Origin of the sequence: Solibacillus sp. FSL K6-1781 (genome assembly GCF_038630735.1) — a bacterium.
Taxonomy (GTDB): Bacteria; Bacillota; Bacilli; order Bacillales_A; family Planococcaceae; genus Solibacillus; species Solibacillus silvestris.
In genome coordinates this window covers 4,083,284-4,101,578 of sequence record NZ_CP152038.1, presented here as the reverse complement: position 1 = coordinate 4,101,578, position 18,295 = coordinate 4,083,284, and the positions used below count along the sequence as shown (strand labels likewise).

The window sequence follows — 18,295 nt, the reverse complement described above, 5'->3', positions numbered from 1 at the left end:
GGAGTTTTAAAAATGCGATTTAGCGTTTTAGCAAGTGGCAGTACAGGAAACGCAGTCTACGTAGAAAATGATGAACATTCATTTTTGATTGATGCAGGCTTAAGCGGAAAGAAAATGGAGCAACTGTTTGCTAATATAGATCGTGATATGAAAAATTTATCAGGTATTTTAGTAACTCATGAGCATAGTGACCATATTAAAGGGCTTGGTGTCATTGCACGTAAATATAATATTCCTGTCTTTGCAAATGCAAAAACATGGACAGCGATGGACGGGCTCGTAGGAACGATTCCGACAGACTTATGTTTTGATTTTAATATGGAAACAGTAAAAACGTTTGGCGGGCTGGATATTCAATCGTTTGCCGTGTCTCATGATGCTGCTGAACCGATGTTCTATACATTCTATGAAAATGGACGGAAGCTTGTTGTCATTACAGATACGGGCTATGTCAGCGACAGGATGAAAGGATATATTTCAGCAGCAGATGCCTATGTATTTGAAAGTAATCACGATGTGAGCATGCTTCAAATGGGCAAATACCCTTGGAGTATTAAACGCCGTATATTATCGGATGTAGGACATGTATCGAATGAAGATGCTGCAGTGGCAATGGCTGATGTTGTAGCAGAAAAACCGACGCAAATTTATTTGGCGCATTTAAGTAAAGACAACAATATGAAAGATCTGGCGCGGATGAGCGTAGAACAGACATTGCAGTCTTGCGGCGTTATGGCAGGGGAATATCTGCATCTGCATGATACCGATGCAAATGAGCCGACAAAGCTTGTGACAGTTTAATTTCAGCAAGGCATAATTGAAGTAAATATGGGTAAAAGATAGGTGTGTTAAAAGTTTCTACTTTTAGCATACCTTTTTTAGTTTATGGATAATTTTTAATTAGGTTTTATGTGATTTTCATCTAATTTTAATGTTAAATGTGTATGCTATCAGTAAGAAAAATAAAGAAAGGATGAACGGTATGGGTTACTATCCTGAAGACGATAAGAAAGAAACTCAAAATGACCGAATTACAGAGCTTGAGGCTCGTTTAAAAAGAGAGGAAGAAGAAAAAAAACAGCGGCAGAATAGAAAAGAAAAAAAAGGCGGCAGTAAAGGTGGGTACTTTTTATCTGGCTTGAGTGGTGTTGTAGTTGGTGCTTTATTATTATGGCTCCTGCTTCCCTCGTTGGCAAATCAGTTGCCAGGGGGCAATGAAGTAAATTCGATTACAAAGGACTCCCCAAACTCAACAATTAGTCAAACTGCCACAGAGGTAACTACAAATGTAACAGATGCGGTGGAAAAAGTATCAAGTGCCGTTGTTGGAATTACAAATATTCAAAATGTAGCACCGAACTTCTGGAACCAAAGTACGGGAGAAGCTCAAGCGGTAGGTAGCGGTTCAGGCGTTGTTTATAAAAAAGAAGGGAACTTTGCCTTTATCGTAACGAACCACCATGTTGTAGATGGGGCAGAACAAATTGAAGTAACTTTAGATGATGGCGAAAAAGTAAAAGCAGAGCTTATCGGTTCTGATATCTGGACAGACTTAGCAATACTTTCAATACCAAGTGAAGGAATTGATACAGTAGCTAACTTTGGAGATTCGGATGTATTAAAACAAGGTGAAACGGTAATCGCCATTGGAAATCCATTAGGCTTAGATTTTTATGGTTCTGTAACAACAGGTGTAATTTCGGGGAAAGACCGCTCGGTGCCAGTCGACTTAAATGAGGATGGTGCAGAAGACTGGTCTACAGAAGTATTACAGACTGATGCAGCAATCAACTCAGGGAACTCAGGTGGCGCTTTAGTGAATATTGCAGGTGAATTAATCGGTATAAATTCGATGAAAATTGCCCAGTCTTCAGTTGAGGGCTTAGGATTTGCAATTCCAATCAATTCAGCAATTCCGATTATTGAACAACTCGAAAAGCACGGGGAAGTACAACGTCCAACAATGGGAATTTCCTTAGTCGATTTAACGGAAGTACCGGCTTATTATCAACAGCAAACATTAAAATTACCTGAGGAAGTAACTAATGGCGTTGTCATTTCCCAAGTTGTAAGAGGTTCAGCTGCGGATAAGGCAGGATTACAGCAGTATGATGTCATTGTAGAAATGGATGGCGAAAAAATTGAAAATGCAATTGAGCTTCGCAAACATCTATATAATGAAAAATCCATTGGCGATACACTAAAAATTAAAGTATATCGTAACGGTAAAATAGTAGAAGCTAATTTAGAGTTAGTGGAAAATGCACAATTGTAAATGTGGATAACTTAATTAAAGAATGAAATTGTACACAACGGGTAGAGAAGAAAAAGGCTTGTCTTTTCTACTCGTTTTTTGTCTGTTACAATGAGTTGTGGATAACATTTCAAAAATTGTGAATAAGTTTGTGGAAATTTCAGAAAAGAAAGAAGGTTTAAAAATGAAGACATACAGCTGTGAAACCCATATAGATCATGCGTTAGATATGCACGTGGCAGAAACGGAACAATTCCCTATGATGGATTTATTATCGGAAGAGGAAAAGTTATCAACAACTTGTTCTTACTGTGAACAGTCAGCAACATATGTTGTATCAAGTAAATAACTTTACACAATATATAGTTTTTATTTGTGGATATGTGCATAACTTTTGTGGATAACTTGTTTGTAAATGGAACGTAAAGGTGGATAAGTTGTGAATATTACTATCATCTCGGTTGGAAAGTTAAAAGAAAAGTATTTAAAAATGGGTATCGAGGAATATGTGAAGCGATTAGGCGGCTATGCAAAAATCGATTTAGTAGAAGTCCCGGATGAAAAAGCACCTGAACAATTAAGCGATGCCGATATGGAAATCGTCAAACGAAAAGAAGGTGACCGTATCCTTGCGAAAATTAATGATGGTACATATGTCATCGCTTTGGCACTCGACGGTAAAATGAAAACGAGCGAAGAAATGGCGGCAGATTTAGAGGCGCTGATGACTTACGGGAAAAGCAAAGTTGCATTTGTTATAGGCGGATCATTAGGATTGCATACGGATGTACTTCAGCGCGCGGATGAAAAGCTGTGCTTCGGAAAAATGACGCTGCCTCACCAGTTGATGAAACTCGTGCTAGTAGAACAAATATACCGCAGTTTTAGAATAATTAAGGGAGAACCGTATCATAAGTAAGTGCGGTTTTTGAAACAGGCACATTCGCTTCATGCGATTGTGCCTGTTTTTCTACTAAAGTATAGGTTGTAACTAAGTAAGCACTTTAATTGGCAACTGTTTCTGAAAATTCATCTCTATCTGCCGAAAAATATAAACCGGTAGCAATGATCGATGTAGAATTAATTTAACTTTTGTTTAATTAATCACTTCTATTCTGATGTATTTTGTTTTTGGTCTAATTGATGACTAAAGAAAGTTAGCAGACTTGCACAGACGGCAATTATCCCACCGACCCAAGCTACATTCATTAAATTTCCTTGATGGTACACAATTCCACCTAATGCAGAACCAAAAGCGATGCCTACGTTGCTTGCCACTGGCATTAGTGAAGCGGCGAGTCCTGTTGCTTTTGGCTGATAAATTCCTGCAAGGTCAATTAAATATAGCTGAGTAGATGTTGTTAAAAGGATAGCCATTAACGACATTAATCCAATATTTATTAATCCTAAAACAAATTGATTGGTAGTCCAAAATAAACTTGTCAGAACAACTGCTTGCACGAGAAAAACAAACCGAAGGCGACCGATTGCATTTTGGCTAGCAATTTTACCAGCGAGGATGTTGCTGAAAATCGAAATAAACCCATAACTAAATAAGATTATACTAATTGACTTATTTGGTGTTCCCATTTCTTTCAAGATTGGTACAAGGTATGTAAAGACTGCATAAGTTGCGCCAAATCCGAGTGCAGGAATGAAAAAAGCCATCAATATACGAGGCTTGGTCAATAAAGAAAACTGATCACGTATCGAACTGCGTACTTGGCTGAGTTTATGAGGTAAGACAAAAAAGGATGCCAAAAACGCCAATCCTCCTAGGAAAGTGGTTAACATGAAAGTGGCATTCCAGCCGTAATCTTCGGCGATAACAATACCAATTGGCACTCCAACGACATTTGCAAGTGTGAAACCACCGAAAACGAATGAAATAGCAAGTCCGCGTTTTTTAATCGGTATGGTTTCACTTGCTACAATCATGGCTAGAGAGATTAAAACTCCTGTTACAATCGCTGTCATAATCCGTAGTGTAAGGAGCATGATATAGCTCGTCGAAATTACGCACAAAGCATTTAGAATGATGAAAGATGCTATTAAAAACAACATCCATTTTCGCTTTGGTAAATGACTTGTTACTGACATCACCAGTGGTGTAGCGATGGCAAACGTAATTGCAAACGCAGAAACGAGTGTGCCGGTTTTTACATTAGTCATATTAAGACTTGAAGAAATATCTGTTAAAATTCCGACAATAACAAATTCACTTGTCCCGAGAACAAATGTTAATAAAGAAAGTGTTAAGATCAGCAACCAATGTTGCTTTGATAATTCTGTGGAGTGCATAAATACCTCTTTCTTAGATATGTAAATGTGTGACATAGTAATTACACAACCTTAACATCATACCAAGAATAGAACAATTACCGGAAGTTATATAGTTAAGGCATTAATAGATTATTCATTGATATAACTGGAATTAAAATTAATAGAGTTTCTAGTATTATATTTTTATAAGCATATCTACCTAAATGTACAAGTAATGGTATTCTTAATAGATTGGATGGAATAACAAATAAATTGCAAATGGTGGCTTTAAAAAAATGGAAACTAGAAATGAATATATATATAATTCGCATCAAAGATGTCTTGATAGGAAATTGGATCCTTATAAATTTCCGATTCCTGGAGGGAAATTGTCAAAAAGTGAGTTGGTACAAAAAAAGAAGGTGCTTGAAGATACCATTACAGTGGCGAGAAAATTTATGACGAAGTTAATAGCTGAACTTGATGGGACAGCTGTTTTAATCGTTATCACTGATCATGAAGGATACATTATTGAGTTGTACGGAGATGAAATGATTAAGTGCCAAAGTGAATCGTTAGGTTTATCTACCGGAATCAGGTTAAAGGAAGAAGAGGCGGGAACGAATAGTATTGAAATGGCACTAAAATTAGGGGAATCTGTCCAACTCATTGGATCAGACCATTTCTTCCGTTATTTACATAAAAGTGCTTGTTTCTCTGTACCATTCAATTCTTTAGGTAAAATAGGCGGGACTATTTCGGTGATGATGGCTGCTCATCATGCAAGTTCATTCCATTCAGGATTACTCCAGTCTGCGGTGGATTCTATAGAACGTGAGGTTAAAGTAAAGCAGCAAAATAAGAAATTATTAATCTTAAATCAAGTGCTGATGGAAAACAGTCGAAACGGGGTCATTATGACCAATGAGGACGGAAAAATAATTGAGATAAATCCTTTTGCTGAGAAAGTATTATCTTGCAATAAAGAAGAAATATGCAATCTCCCTATTACAGAAATTGCAGTAATTGGCGGGTACATGGAAAATGTTTTGAGAGGGAGTAAAAAGTACGAAGATATTGAAATATCTATATCCAATAAAACGTATTTATTTGACTCATTTCCAATTTATAATGAATCCAACCAAATAAATGGAGTATTTGGCCAGTTTAGAGATATTACAGAAAGACTCGTATTAGAAAGGCAACTTATGCTAAGTGAGAAATTATCAGCAATAGGAAAGATCAGTGCCGGACTTGCTCATGAGATTAGAAATCCTCTTACTTCAATCATAGGTTTATTAGAAGTCTTTAAGGTAAATTTAAAAACAGATAATGACAAGCAAAAAGAATATTTTAGAATCATCTTCAGTGAATTAGAAAGAATAAAAAATCTTGTTCAGCAATTTGTAATGATGGCTAAACCAGATGCAAAAGAAGTCTCTAAATCCAGAGTGAGTATACATGAAATTATAGAAGATATTTTAACGTTAATGGAAAATGATTTTAAAAATAAAAATATAAAGGTCCATTATCAGGCTACTTTTAAAAATAAAATTAATGTAGATAAGGATAAAATCAAGCAGGTTTTTCTAAACGTCCTACGAAATTCCTTTGAAGCCATTGACTTTGAAGGCAATATATCAATTGCTGTCAATCAAAATCAATCTGATGGTGAGGTTGAAATTACAATCCGAGATGATGGATCTGGAATGGATAAAGATACTTTAGAAAAACTATCCACTCCTTTTCATTCAACGAAAAAAAGCGGGTTGGGACTGGGATTATCGATGAGCTATCACATTATTGAGTTGCATAGAGGAAGAATAAAAGTAAAAAGTGAGAAGGAAAAAGGCACAATCTTTACAATTTGGTTGCCGCAATCTTAAAAATTCAGAACCATTATTGGTGTGTAAGAAAATAGATATGAAAAAGCTTAGAGGATATTAACTTGTTTCGGAAACAAACAAAAAAGCAGCATCCCACTTGGAGATGCTGCGGTAGAATTCTTTGTTCCTGAAGAACTCTAATGGGTTTGGCACCCAATAATGCTGATTTAACAATCTTAAATTAACATTTTCGATGTCAAAAATACTACTATTTCAATATAACATAGTAAACCGTGGAATCATTAATAATTATGTATTCTGTGTTTAAGTTTATAAGAAAAATCAAATTCGATAAAAGAGGAAACAAACCATATTATAAGTGTTTTAATAAATACCACCTGGAACGTTGATTTGTCATCGTTCCAGGTGGTTTTAATTTTTCATGCTTGTCTGTTTTAATATTCGTACTCAACTGGATTTTTTATTCTATAGTCGTTTTATCCTGGACATTTTCAACATACATTAAAAAAAACTTGGAGACAAAGGGGGAATTAGTTGCTGCTGTTCATTATTCTTTTCTCCATTTGCTGTCTTGCTTATGGACTAATAAAAAAACGTTTCATCGCTCTCACCTTTCCAGTAATCGGACTTATTATTTTAATGGTTGTTAAGGTGATTTTAGTACCGCTTCCGTTAAAGGAAACAATTCTTTTTATTTTTGATTTACGATAAAAATTTGAAGAAAGAAGGTCTAGATGAAAAAAATCGACAAAAAAGTTGCTGATGCCTATTTCCGTGAGAAAAATACGTACATGGCTATTTTTTTTGTTATTTGGTTTTTAGTGTCTTTTGTTATGGTAGCGCTTGCAGACTCATTAACTGAAGTTCAATTTTTAGGTTTCCCGTTCCACTATTTTATGGGGGCAATTGGAGCTTTGCTTACTTTCATTATTTTACTTTTTGTAAATGCAATTGTTGGGGACAAAATTGATAAAAAGTATGGGATTAGTGAAGCGCGAAATGAAGAGATAGGCGCAAACAATATGATGAATCACTAATGAAGGGAGGTAATTTATGGATACTCAATTTATAGTGTCAATGTTAATTATACTGGCAACATTTGCTTTATATATTTGGATTGCAGTTTATAACACTGCTAAACAAACATCGGACTTCTATGTTGCTGGTCGTGGAGTGCCACCAATTTTTAATGGGATGGCAATTGGGGCAGATTGGATGAGTGCAGCATCCTTTATCGGGATGGCTGGTACGATCATGTTACTTGGCTATGATGGATTGGCTTATATTATGGGATGGACTGGCGGATATTTATTTTTAACGATATTACTTGCACCGCAGCTTCGTAAATTTGGTCGCTATACTGTGCCAGAATTTATTGGGGACCGTTTTAATAGTAAAGCAGCACTAATAATAGCAGCTATATGTACAATTATTATAAGCTTCACGTATTCAATCGGACAGCTATCAGGTTCTGGTGTAGTAATTGGACGTCTCTTTGAAATTGATGCGAAAATTGGAACGCTAATCGGCGTTGTGCTCATTGCATTTTATGCTGCATTTGGTGGTATGAAAGGTATTACTTGGACTCAAGTAGCACAATACGTGATTTTAATTATCGCATATTTAGTACCTGTTATTTTTATGTCATTCCATTTGACTAGTAATCCCTTACCATGGATTTCCTATGGTGAAATTTTAACGAAAATGGGTGAACTCGACCGGGAACTCGGTATTTCGGAGTATTTTGCACCTTTTACAAATGGAACTAAGTGGCAGTTTTTAGCTCTTATGTTTACGTTAATGTGTGGTACAGCTGGGCTTCCGCATGTAATCGTACGTTTTTATACAGTAGGTACTATGAAGGCGGCTCGTTGGTCAGGTGCATGGGCATTAGTTTTTATCGGGCTTTTATATTTTAGCGCACCAGCTTATGCCGCTTTTGCTCGCTTTATTTTAATGACGGAAGTGGCTGGTAGAAAAATTGCTGAGCTACCGGCTTGGACTCAATCATGGATTGATACAGGCAAATTAGGGATAGCCGATACGAATGGTGATGGCATTCTTCAATGGCTAGAACTGCAAATAGCCAACGATATTGTCGTAATGGCAACACCTGAAATCGCAAACCTAGGTGTGTTTGTTATTGGACTCGTGGCAGCAGGCGCAATGGCAGCTGCATTATCTACAGCTGGTGGTTTAATGATTTCTATATCCTCGTCATTTGCACACGATATTTATTATCGCATCATCAATCCACAAGCCTCTGAACAAAAACGCCTGTTAATAGGACGTATTTCAATTGTTGTGGCAACACTGTTGGCTGGTATTATTGCATTAAACCCACCTGGTGCCATTACTCAAATTGTTGCATGGGCATTCGCGCTTGCAACAGGTACCTTCTTCCCAGCACTCGTTTTAGGTGTCTGGTGGAAGCGTGCTAATGCAAAAGGAACAATAGCGGGAATGCTTGTCGGATTAGCGGTAACACTTATCTACATCTTTAGTGCGAAGTACGGTGGCTTTACGATATTAGGCATCATTGATACAGGTGCTGGTATTTTCGGAGCAATTGCTGCCTTCGCTACTAATATTATTGTTTCGCTTTCAACACGGGCTCCTTCACAAGAACTTCAAGATGCAGTTATAAACCTGCGTTATCCAGAACAAATGGTTTATAAAGACGGTGAAGTTTATTTAAATGACGGGTCATCGAAAGAATAAAGAATCCAGAGCGCAGTTTAATGTACAAAGAAATTAAATAATAAATAAAAACGTTATTTTGCGCTGAATGCAAAATAACGTTTTTTAATATGTTAGTTCTGTTGTTCTTTAACTTTTACCGGTTTGAAAATAGACAGTAAGAAAATAACCAAACCTGCAATACCAATTACTAAAATTGTGTTAAAGGATGCGCCTGTGTAAAATCCGCTACCGAAATAGAAAATTTCTCGTAAACCTTCAGAAGCAAAGCGAATTGGTACCCAAGGACGAATGAAGTTTACGAAGAAACTTGGAAGCATTTCCTGTGGTGTCATAAGAACACCCATACCTAAAAGCATGACAACCATGAATAATGTAATGGCCGGTTTGCCGATCCATGCGGTAATTGCTGATACTAATAAGTAGAAACAGAATGCCGCAAATGATACAAAGAAGGCAACTAGGAAGTAGCTTGGCATGTTAATACCGGCGATCTGTGAAAGTGTTGCAACAGTAAAGCCTGAGAATAGGGCGATAATAATGCCGAATAATACTTGCCCGCCAATAAGGCCTAATGTTTGTTTACGTGTTAACAGTTCTTTCTTCAAGATGCCTGATGTTGCTAAAAATACAATGAATCCACCGATTAACGCCCCTACCCATGCAGGTACTGCCAATAAAGTTGGAGCACTACCATTTGCAGTAGAAGCTGTTATAGCATTGTATATTTTTTCTTCAGGAACAATTGGATTTACTAAAACAGAAGCTTGCGTTGCATCAATTTTTTCAGTGCCAAGCTGTGCTAGGAAGTTGGCGGAATATTGACTATTTACCTCATTTACAAAACCGTTTAAAGCAGTTTTTGCAAAGTTTGCACCTGTCATATTAAAGCCTTGGTTAATATATATTTGAAGTTTTGCCGCTTCATTGTTTGTTAGTGCATTTTGTAATGTGTCATTGTAGCCTTCAGGAATGACAAGTGCTGCATAATACTTTTTATCTGCAAAAAGTGCCTTGATATTTTCTTCATTCTCATTTGTAAATGCTATAACGGGCTCTGCACCGTCTATACCTTTACTCATTTGTTCAACAGCCTCGCGAACAGTTTCAACGTGTTGCCCCTCATCGTTAACAATAAGAGCAACCGGCAGATTTTTTACTTGCGGATTTCCTTGTGCGAATAAGTTTACCGAAAATAGTGCAATGATTAATATAACAGCAATAGGAGCAGCCCATGCTAATTTTTCTTTAAATAATCTCAAATGAATTTCACCCTTTCTCAAATTTCAACATGTTGTTTATTATTACTCGTTTATTTTATAATTTAAGGGGAAATCAAAGCAATCAACAAAATAAACAGATTGTTCATTTTTGGTGGAAGAGGGTGTTTTTTTGAGCGTTTATACAGAAAAAAATCGAAGAACAAAAGAGCTTATTCAAAAATCATTTATGGAGATGCTGGAAAAGAAAACTTTCGATTCAATTACAGTAGGGGATATTGCGAAAACAGCCAAGATTAATCGTGGAACGTTTTATTTACACTTTATCGATAAGTTTGATTTGCTAGATCAGATTGAATTACAACTGTTTGAAGAGCTAGGGGATCATATTGATGAATTGCAATTAAACTACTCATCTACACATACGTTTGAAAAAGGACAAGAGCAATTAGCTTCCGCATTATTTAATTCGATAAAAATGCAGGCACCATTTTTAAAAATCTTTTTAAGTGAACATGGAAGAGCGGGTTTTCATCTTCGGTTTAGAGCAGCCTTTTCAGAAAAAGTGCGTGTAAACTTGGAGGGGAATGAAAGTTTTAATGCAAATTTAAAGGTCCCGATGGAGTACTTTTTAGCCTTTATCACATCTGCTTTTTTAGGATTAATTGAACAATGGGTTCAAAATAATTTAGACAAGACCCCTGAAGAGATGACTGCATTGTATATTAATATTATTTCCTTTATCCAAAAGAAAAATAATTAGGCTGTTGTGTAATTAGCGCAATAAAAAAAGAAGGTATAATACCTTCTTTTTTAAATACTGCTTGTACGTTGCTTTTTAATGAATCGAACCGCAACGATAATGGCGGCAATTGCAATAATCACATAAAATAGTTGTCTATATTGCTGTGAGACAGAGATAATTCCAAAAGAAATAGAGGCTAATACAAGTCCATAAATCATGTTACCAATTGTAGTAGCTGAGATAAAATACGATATTTTCATTTTGCTTAAGCCGGATACGATGTTAATTAGATTCGTAGGAAGGAATGGCAAAATACGTCCTGAAAGAACAAATAGAAAGCTGTTTTGATTGATTTTCTGCTCATATTTTTTTAGTTTTTCCGAAGTAATTAAGTTTGCAAAAAAATAGCGGATGGAAATGAAAATCGATGTACTTCCAATAACACTGCTGAATGTACTAAAAAAATAACCGCGCCAAAACCCGAATAATGCAATATTAATTGTGATAACTAAAATTAACGGAATAAATGTAAATAAGTTTTGCAAGAGCATTAATAACATCATTATTAAAATAACGATAGTTAGATTATTATGAGCAAGCTCTAAAATAAGCTGGGGTGACAGATCGGAAACAGAAATACCGCTTTTGTAAAGTGCAAAGAATAAACCTGTTAAAATTGCTGCAAATAGAGTTCCTCGTATAAACAACGATTGTTTTTTCATTTTGTAACCTCTCTTAATATAATTCCATTCGATAGTTTAAATGTATTTAATGAAAATTGCTATTAACAAGATTTGAAAAAAATGAAAAATGATTACACCTTTTGAGTTATATCTCGTAGTCACCTCTTTTAGTACTAATAAAGGTAAATAATTTGATATGATATTCAAGTATAAATCTGGAAACTATAATTTAATTTTCCTTAACAAGATATCGGGAAGGGGGGAGATGCCATGAGTAAAAAAGAAGAAGCATTAACACAAATTGAACAAGTATTGAAGGAATTGAAAAAGGGTGAGGAAGAAAGTGCTGCCACAGCGGTTATAGGACAGCACAGAGGAAACGCCAATATTTCCGGAGCAATATTTAAGGTTATATTAAAATTTTGGGGATTTAAGATTTTATTAATTGCATTGCTTCTTATCCTTATCACATTCGGTGGTACTTGGTTATTTTTGGGTAATACATTGAAAAAAGATAGTACAGTATTTGTAGAACAGGTTCAGGAATTAGCAACGCTCGCAACGGCTGAAGCACATGTGAAAGTAGTCATTGAACAAAAGGATAATAAGCTGTTCGGAAATGATATTTCGGTTAATTTACCAGGTACAAAAAGGGAGCTATTATTAATTGTCCCTGCCACAGTCATTGCAGGTGTTGATCTTAAAGGAATAACTTCGGTTGATATTAAAATCAACGAAGATGATAAAGAGTTAGAGATTGTCCTGCCACGAGCAACACTGATACAGGATCCTGCTATTCAAATGGAAGATGTCAAAACTTTCTCGGACGAAGGATTATTCCGTGGGGAAGTGAAGTGGGATGAGGGATATAATCTGGCAGCAGTAGCGCAAAAGCAAATTAAAGATGAAGCCATTGAAATCGGGTTGCTGGAATCAGCAGAAAAAAGTGCGGAGAAAGTTCTCGCAGGCTTTTTCCGAAATCTAGGCTATGCTGTGAAAATAACATTTAAATAGATTTTAATTCTACCCGATTAAACAAGAAGATATATTTTGCTGCTTCAAACAGTCTAATTACTAAATTAGGCTGTTTTTTATTTTCTAAAGTACAGAATAATTTGAATAATATATGAATCATTTCTAGCAATTTAAAAATTATATTAAAATTATTATTCATTTATCATGAATATTATTATATAATCACTTTGTTAATGTTCGTGAAAATAAAATATTTAATCTAAAAATCACTTATTATAATTAATAATATAGTTTATATACGAACTATATTTATCTATTTTTAATTAAAGTTCGTGTTTTTGGTTAAATGAATAATGAGGAGTTTTAATGTGGGGAAGTTTGAAAACAAGTGGATGCGAGCTGTCATTCCGGCTTTATTGATTCACTGTAGTATTGGTACAGTTTATTGCTGGTCATTATTTAAGGGTGATATTGCCTCTTACATCGGAAAACCTGTCAGTGAAGTGGAATGGGCATTCAGTATAGCTATTTTTGTTCTTGGTATGTCTGCTGCTTTTGGCGGGAAATTTGTTGAAAAAGATATTCATAAGTCATCCTTACTTGCGGCCATATTTTTTGTTGTAGGGATGGCAGCAACAGGATTCTTTATTTATCAAAAATCATTAATGGGAATTTATATTTCATATGGAGTTGTTATGGGGGTTGGGCTTGGAATCGGCTATTTAACACCTGTAAAAACACTGATGCTTTGGTTTAAAGAACAAAAGGGATTAGCAACGGGTCTTGCTGTTGCAGGATTTGGCTTAGCAAAAGTTATTGCAAGTCCATTAATGGAAAAGTTACTTGGTGATCGCAATAGTGAAGGTATTTTAGTGAATCCGACAAATATCTATACTATGTTTTATATTTTGGCAGCAATCTATTTAGTAATGATGGTTGTCGGACACTTAATTTTAAAGAAACCGGCTGGATATGAAGAAGAAAGTTTACAAATGCAAAGCTTTAGTTATAGAAAAGTATTAACGAATAAGACATTTATCGGTATTTGGCTAATGTTCTATATTAACATTACATGTGGCTTAGCGTTAATTTCACAGGAAAAAGGCATTTTAGCATTCATTGGATTTGGAGCGATTGGTTTAGTTAGTTCGCTCACAGCTATTTTTAATGCAGGCGGACGAATTGCATTTTCTTCTTGGGGGGACCGTTTAAAAGATCGGAACTCCATTTATAAAATTATTTTCATTTCTTCCATTGTCGTTATTTTATGTACCGTTATATTTGATGGAATAAATAATTCCATGGCCATTCTTATCATTGCCTTACTTTGTATTGTGAATGCAGGTTACGGGGGAGGATTCTCATCGTTACCGCCACTGTTATCAGACCGCTTTGGTATCGACAGTATCTCAACTGTGCATGGCTTAGCCTTATCTGCATGGGCGTTTGCAGGATTGACAGGCAACCAGCTAAGTGCCATTATTCTTGAAAAAACCCAATCTTATGACATGGTATTATACGTAATTGCAGCTTTGTTTACGCTTGCCACTTTAATTAGTATATTCGTTGTTAAACCTGAAAAAGTGAACTTGGAAAACGAAGAGTTTAATAAGAAAAAAGAAATAGTAATAGGATAAAGTGTGAAGGGGTGCTTTAATAAAAGCATCCTTTTTCTTCATAGGACAAAAAAGCCAAGTTTAGGCTCCATCGGGGACGAAGCTTAAACTTGGCTTTATTAATTAAATTTCAAATTCGGTAACTTCATTGTTCTTTTTAGGACCTTTACCGTTACCATTACCATTGCCATTGCCATTGCCATTGCCATTGCCATTGCCATTGCCATTGCCATTGCCATTGCCATTGCCATTGCCATTGCCATTGCCATTGCCATTTCCATTGCCATTGCCATTGCCATTGCCATTGCCATTACCATTGCCATTGCCATTGCCATTGCCATTGCCATTGCCGTTACCAGGCTTTACAACAGTCACATCAAACGTTAATGTATGCTCACCATATGTTACTGTAACAGAAGTAGTACCTTGGCCTTTTCCTTTTACAGTGCCTGCTTTAACAGTAGCAATCTTCTCGTTTTCAACTTGGTAGTTTGCAAGGTTTGTAACATCCTTTTCTGTTGTTTCACCGTTCAACGTTGATACTTCAGTAATTTTAACCTTAACTTCTTTACCGATGCTTGTCTCAACTTGAGTTTGGTCGATTTCCAGTGTTACAACTGGTTCTTCTATTGCAGGAGCTTTAACTGTTACAGTTACTGTCGCTTCATTTTCACCATGTTTAACAGTAATTGTCGTTGTGCCTTCCGCTACTGCAGTTACTAAACCGTTTACAACTGTAGCAACATTTTCGTCTGCCACAACATACGTAGCTTGTGAAGTTACGTCTTTTTCTGTTGCTTCGCCTTCAGCAGGTGTTGTTGTTTCCGTTACCGCAAGCTGTGCTGTTTCACCAGCTGTTAAATCAAGCTCTGTTGGAGTTACAGAAAGAGTGACAACTGGTTCTACTAATTCTTTTTCAAAGATAGTCGCTTCGCCAACATTTCCTGCAGCATCTGTAATGACTACTGTTACAGCATTTGTTTCTGCTGTTACCGGGAATGTAAAGCTGCCATTCTGATTTAAGTCGAATGCAACCGGTGCTTGTACTTCGCCGTTTACAGTCGCAACATATGAAGCTTTTAATTTATCATTTAAATTGTAATCTAAGCCGTATAAATATAATTCTTCATTGTAGTCGATATACTTATCTGTTACTTGTCCTGTAGCTACACCTTCAGCTACTGAACCTTTAATTTCCGGTTTTGTCGTTTTTACAACGATTGGTCCGACATAATCCGAAACTGTTCCTGTAGCTGCAAGACCAGTAAAGTCAATTGTATATAGACCATCCGGAATCGTAGTTGAAGGTGCACTGCCCCATGGCTTATACTGCCCGCCAACATTCAGCGTATAAGATCCTTTTCCTAGTGCAGAACCTGCATGCAGATATCCGATATAACCGTCCCCATATTCTCCGCCTTCAGGATTCATAATGTCCCAAAGCTCGATATAGTTTGTTGTAACATCACCAGTCAGGGTAAATGAAAGTACCGCTGAATCTTTGATGCCATCACCGTTAAATGACAGGTCTGTTTCTGTAATGTTGAAATCTTTAATTTCAGTTACTGCCGCGCTACCGAAGTCAGCCGCGAATGGCAATGAAGCTTCTGTAGATCCACCGTTTATATGGATAAAGCCTAAAATTTCAGAGCCATTTGGTGCCACAGCTTGTGAAGCAGTTAATGTAATGTTTAAAAGCTGCTCACCAGCTAAATTAAAGGTAGACTGATCGACTGTAACAGCTGCATCGCCAAATGTTTTTGTCACATCTACGGATACGTTGTAATTACCGCCATTTCCTTCCATATCTTTAACTAATACTTGTTTCGTTACAGAAATGTTTCCGTCTTTCAATGATTGAGGACCAAAAGTAACCGTCCCTTTTTTGTTGTCTACAACAGCACCTGTAGCATCTAAAACTGCTGTATCAAGTGCATACGCAAGAATTTTCGGGTGAGCCGCTGCATAGGCATTTACGCGTCCCGCACCTTGAGAGAACACATCATATTTTGCTGTATCCAGCACTTTTGCTGTATTCGAAAGGGCAACTTTTACATCGAAAGCATCCCAATCTGGATTTGCTTGTTTTACTAATGCTGCAATACCTGCAATATGCGGTGTTGCCATAGAAGTACCTGTTTTACGAGCATACGCTTCGTTGTAAACTGCTTCAGGGAAGTCCGATTTATACATAGGAATCGTTGACATAATATTTGTTCCAGGCGCTGTTACGTCCGGTTTAATATCAAAGTTTGGTGTAGAAGGTCCACGTGAACTGGAAGAGTTTACATCATCGCCAGTTGTCGTAGTTGAAGCAAACTTGCCAAAGCTTACTTTTCCAGTTCCACCAGCCAATGCAGTACGAATTGCATTACCGTCTGTTACAGACATATCGAATGTTGGCAGGAACTCAAATGAATCACCAAGGAATGTGCCTGAAATGTCGGGTGCATTCGTTCCACCGGCAAAGTTATGGATAATTGTAGCGACTGCTCCGTTTGCTTTAGCATTTGCAATTTTATCAACAAATGCAATACTACCGCGCGAAATTAATGCCACTTTACCTTCAACATCAATTCCTTCAAAATCTTTCACTTCCCCGTTTCCAGGAATCGCAACTAGATCAAACTCACCTTGAAGCTGAGCTGCTAAGTTTTTACCAAAAGTTGTTCCCATTAAAGGAAGCTGTTTTGTAAAGTTATAGTCGCCAACTGTAATATTAACCTCTCCGTTATACATTGTTTCCGGATTTGTTGTGTTACCGACTGCAATCCCTAAGCGGGCAGTTGCAGGTGTGCCCATTGTTCCACGGTTTGGACCTGAGTTTCCTGTTGCAACAACACCGATTGTTCCAGCCATCATTGCGTTATTGATCGCAAATGATCCTGCATCCGTTTCAGTGTTAGCACCACCACCAAGTGAAAGGTTAATAACATCCATTTCTTCTATAACAGCTGTTTCAATTGCTTTAACAATACCTGATGTCGCACCGCTTCCGTATGCTCCAAGAACGCGGTAAGCATAAAGGTCTACTTTTGGAGCAATCCCTTTAATACCGAATTCGTTAGCGCCAATTGCCGCAATTGTCCCGGCAACATGCGTTCCATGAGAAGTATAGAACGAGCTTCCGTTTGCATTGAATTCAGGAGTACCTGCTGGGCGCTCTGAAGGTAATGTTTCCGATGCATCGTCATCTGCACGAGGTTTAGTATAAGTTGAAGAGTTAGGAATAAAGTTCTTCCCGCCTTTATAAATGTCAGCAAATTCAGGGTGGTCTGCATCAATACCTGTATCAAGTACTGCCACTTTTATCCCTTGTCCTTCAATTCCTTCATTCCAAAGATTTTCAATACCAAGGAAAGAAATACTTGTATTCATTTGTGCTTCCAATTGCTCATCTTTAATAAGTTCTGATGATTTCGATTTTGTTGTAATGTCTTCTGATGCGTATACTGTTGCATCCGGTTCAATTAAAGTGATTCCTTCTACTGATAGCAGTTTTGGAATGTCATTTGCTTTAATTGTTGCTGCAAACCCGTTTAGTACCGTATCAAAAGTGTATCCTTGAGTCATTTGAACCTGTTTGGCAGTTAACTCTTTTTTTACTTTTGCCTGTTGTGCTTTTACATTTGCGCGAACTTCATTTGCGCGGGCATTAGAAAATTTTTTGCCTTTAATTTGGCTGATTCCTTGCTCTAAAGCTACCGGTTTTTCAGATAAATGAACGATAACTGCAACCTCTTGATTGCCTGAAATATTTTGCAGGCTTTCATGAAGAGTTGGACCATCTTTAGACAAGCTTAGCTGTTCAGCAATCGCCGCTTTTAGCTGGAGGGTACTTTCACTCTGTCCACCCTGCTTGAATGGTTTTAATTCCTCAGCACTTGCATTCGAGAATGGAACTAATAAAGAGAGCACCATAACGAAAGCTAAAATACTGCTAAAGAATCTCGTAAATTTAAACTTTTTCAATCCTCATTTCCCCTTTGTATT

At 36.8% G+C, this 18,295-nt stretch carries 14 protein-coding genes; 10 read left to right on the top strand and 4 right to left on the bottom strand.

Translation table 11 applies throughout. From position 1 onward, the window contains the following. Positions 1-12: 12 nt before the first annotated feature. The 4 genes from MHH37_RS20800 to rlmH all read left to right on the top strand — a co-directional run bounded on the left by MHH37_RS20800 (position 13) and on the right by rlmH (position 3,173). Positions 13-801 (top strand): MBL fold metallo-hydrolase, encoded by a 789-nt coding sequence (locus tag MHH37_RS20800; RefSeq protein ID WP_342574487.1) that lies wholly within the window; start codon positions 13-15, stop codon positions 799-801. Between the two features lie 181 nt (positions 802-982). Continuing rightward, positions 983-2,275 (top strand): trypsin-like peptidase domain-containing protein, encoded by a 1,293-nt coding sequence (locus tag MHH37_RS20795; RefSeq protein WP_008408331.1) that lies wholly within the window; start codon positions 983-985, stop codon positions 2,273-2,275. Positions 2,276-2,438: 163 nt separating this feature from the next. Then, on the top strand, positions 2,439-2,603 hold the full coding sequence (locus MHH37_RS20790; protein ID WP_342574485.1) for a CxxH/CxxC protein: 165 nt from the start codon (positions 2,439-2,441) through the stop codon (positions 2,601-2,603). A 90-nt stretch (positions 2,604-2,693) separates the two neighbouring features. Beyond that, positions 2,694-3,173: a 23S rRNA (pseudouridine(1915)-N(3))-methyltransferase RlmH gene (gene rlmH / locus MHH37_RS20785; RefSeq protein ID WP_342574484.1), complete on the top strand. Its 480-nt coding sequence runs from the start codon at positions 2,694-2,696 to the stop codon at positions 3,171-3,173. A gap of 191 nt (positions 3,174-3,364) precedes the next feature. Here the strand turns inward: rlmH and MHH37_RS20780 are convergent, their stop codons facing one another. Then, on the bottom strand, positions 3,365-4,555 hold the full coding sequence (locus tag MHH37_RS20780) for an MFS transporter (RefSeq protein WP_339263397.1): 1,191 nt from the start codon (positions 4,553-4,555) through the stop codon (positions 3,365-3,367). A 257-nt stretch (positions 4,556-4,812) separates the two neighbouring features. Here MHH37_RS20780 and MHH37_RS20775 point away from each other — a divergent pair, with 257 nt between their 5' ends. The 3 genes from MHH37_RS20775 to MHH37_RS20765 all read left to right on the top strand — a co-directional run bounded on the left by MHH37_RS20775 (position 4,813) and on the right by MHH37_RS20765 (position 9,084). Further along, positions 4,813-6,402 (top strand): ATP-binding protein, encoded by a 1,590-nt coding sequence (locus tag MHH37_RS20775; RefSeq protein WP_342574483.1) that lies wholly within the window; start codon positions 4,813-4,815, stop codon positions 6,400-6,402. A 695-nt stretch (positions 6,403-7,097) separates the two neighbouring features. Then, entirely contained in the window at positions 7,098-7,400 is a 303-nt protein-coding gene (locus tag MHH37_RS20770; protein ID WP_342574482.1) for a sodium/substrate symporter small subunit, read from the top strand. Positions 7,401-7,416: 16 nt separating this feature from the next. Beyond that, positions 7,417-9,084, top strand: a complete 1,668-nt coding sequence (locus MHH37_RS20765) for a sodium:solute symporter family protein (RefSeq protein WP_008408319.1) — start codon at positions 7,417-7,419, stop codon at positions 9,082-9,084. A 92-nt stretch (positions 9,085-9,176) separates the two neighbouring features. On the opposite strand, the gene MHH37_RS20760 is transcribed toward MHH37_RS20765, so the two are convergent. Then, positions 9,177-10,325 (bottom strand): ABC transporter permease, encoded by a 1,149-nt coding sequence (locus MHH37_RS20760; RefSeq protein ID WP_342574479.1) that lies wholly within the window; start codon positions 10,323-10,325, stop codon positions 9,177-9,179. Positions 10,326-10,455: 130 nt separating this feature from the next. Here MHH37_RS20760 and MHH37_RS20755 point away from each other — a divergent pair, with 130 nt between their 5' ends. Continuing rightward, a complete protein-coding gene (locus MHH37_RS20755; protein ID WP_339263391.1) occupies positions 10,456-11,046 on the top strand; it encodes a TetR/AcrR family transcriptional regulator in 591 nt (196 codons plus the stop codon). 50 nt (positions 11,047-11,096) lie between these two features. On the opposite strand, the gene MHH37_RS20750 is transcribed toward MHH37_RS20755, so the two are convergent. After that, positions 11,097-11,750 carry a VTT domain-containing protein gene (locus MHH37_RS20750; protein WP_014822374.1) on the bottom strand — a complete coding sequence of 218 codons (654 nt, stop codon included), beginning with the start codon at positions 11,748-11,750 and terminating at the stop codon, positions 11,097-11,099. 231 nt (positions 11,751-11,981) lie between these two features. Between MHH37_RS20750 and MHH37_RS20745 the strand changes: the two genes are divergently transcribed. Further along, positions 11,982-12,725 carry a DUF4230 domain-containing protein gene (locus tag MHH37_RS20745; protein WP_342574478.1) on the top strand — a complete coding sequence of 248 codons (744 nt, stop codon included), beginning with the start codon at positions 11,982-11,984 and terminating at the stop codon, positions 12,723-12,725. Between the two features lie 329 nt (positions 12,726-13,054). Continuing rightward, positions 13,055-14,323 carry an OFA family MFS transporter gene (locus tag MHH37_RS20740; protein ID WP_342574477.1) on the top strand — a complete coding sequence of 423 codons (1,269 nt, stop codon included), beginning with the start codon at positions 13,055-13,057 and terminating at the stop codon, positions 14,321-14,323. 102 nt (positions 14,324-14,425) lie between these two features. Here MHH37_RS20740 and MHH37_RS20735 read toward each other — a convergent pair whose 3' ends face one another. Next, entirely contained in the window at positions 14,426-18,274 is a 3,849-nt protein-coding gene (locus tag MHH37_RS20735) for a S8 family serine peptidase (RefSeq protein WP_342574476.1), read from the bottom strand. Between the last annotated feature and the right edge of the window lie 21 nt (positions 18,275-18,295).

Coding starts and splice junctions, on each gene's coding strand:
- MHH37_RS20790 (WP_342574485.1), top strand. CDS start 2,439: ATGAAGACATACAGCTGTGAAACCCATATAGATCATGCGTTAGATATG.
- MHH37_RS20775 (WP_342574483.1), top strand. CDS start 4,813: ATGGAAACTAGAAATGAATATATATATAATTCGCATCAAAGATGTCTT.
- MHH37_RS20780 (WP_339263397.1), bottom strand. CDS start 4,555: ATGCACTCCACAGAATTATCAAAGCAACATTGGTTGCTGATCTTAACA.
- MHH37_RS20800 (WP_342574487.1), top strand. CDS start 13: ATGCGATTTAGCGTTTTAGCAAGTGGCAGTACAGGAAACGCAGTCTAC.
- MHH37_RS20795 (WP_008408331.1), top strand. CDS start 983: ATGGGTTACTATCCTGAAGACGATAAGAAAGAAACTCAAAATGACCGA.
- MHH37_RS20745 (WP_342574478.1), top strand. CDS start 11,982: ATGAGTAAAAAAGAAGAAGCATTAACACAAATTGAACAAGTATTGAAG.
- MHH37_RS20750 (WP_014822374.1), bottom strand. CDS start 11,750: ATGAAAAAACAATCGTTGTTTATACGAGGAACTCTATTTGCAGCAATT.
- MHH37_RS20765 (WP_008408319.1), top strand. CDS start 7,417: ATGGATACTCAATTTATAGTGTCAATGTTAATTATACTGGCAACATTT.
- MHH37_RS20770 (WP_342574482.1), top strand. CDS start 7,098: ATGAAAAAAATCGACAAAAAAGTTGCTGATGCCTATTTCCGTGAGAAA.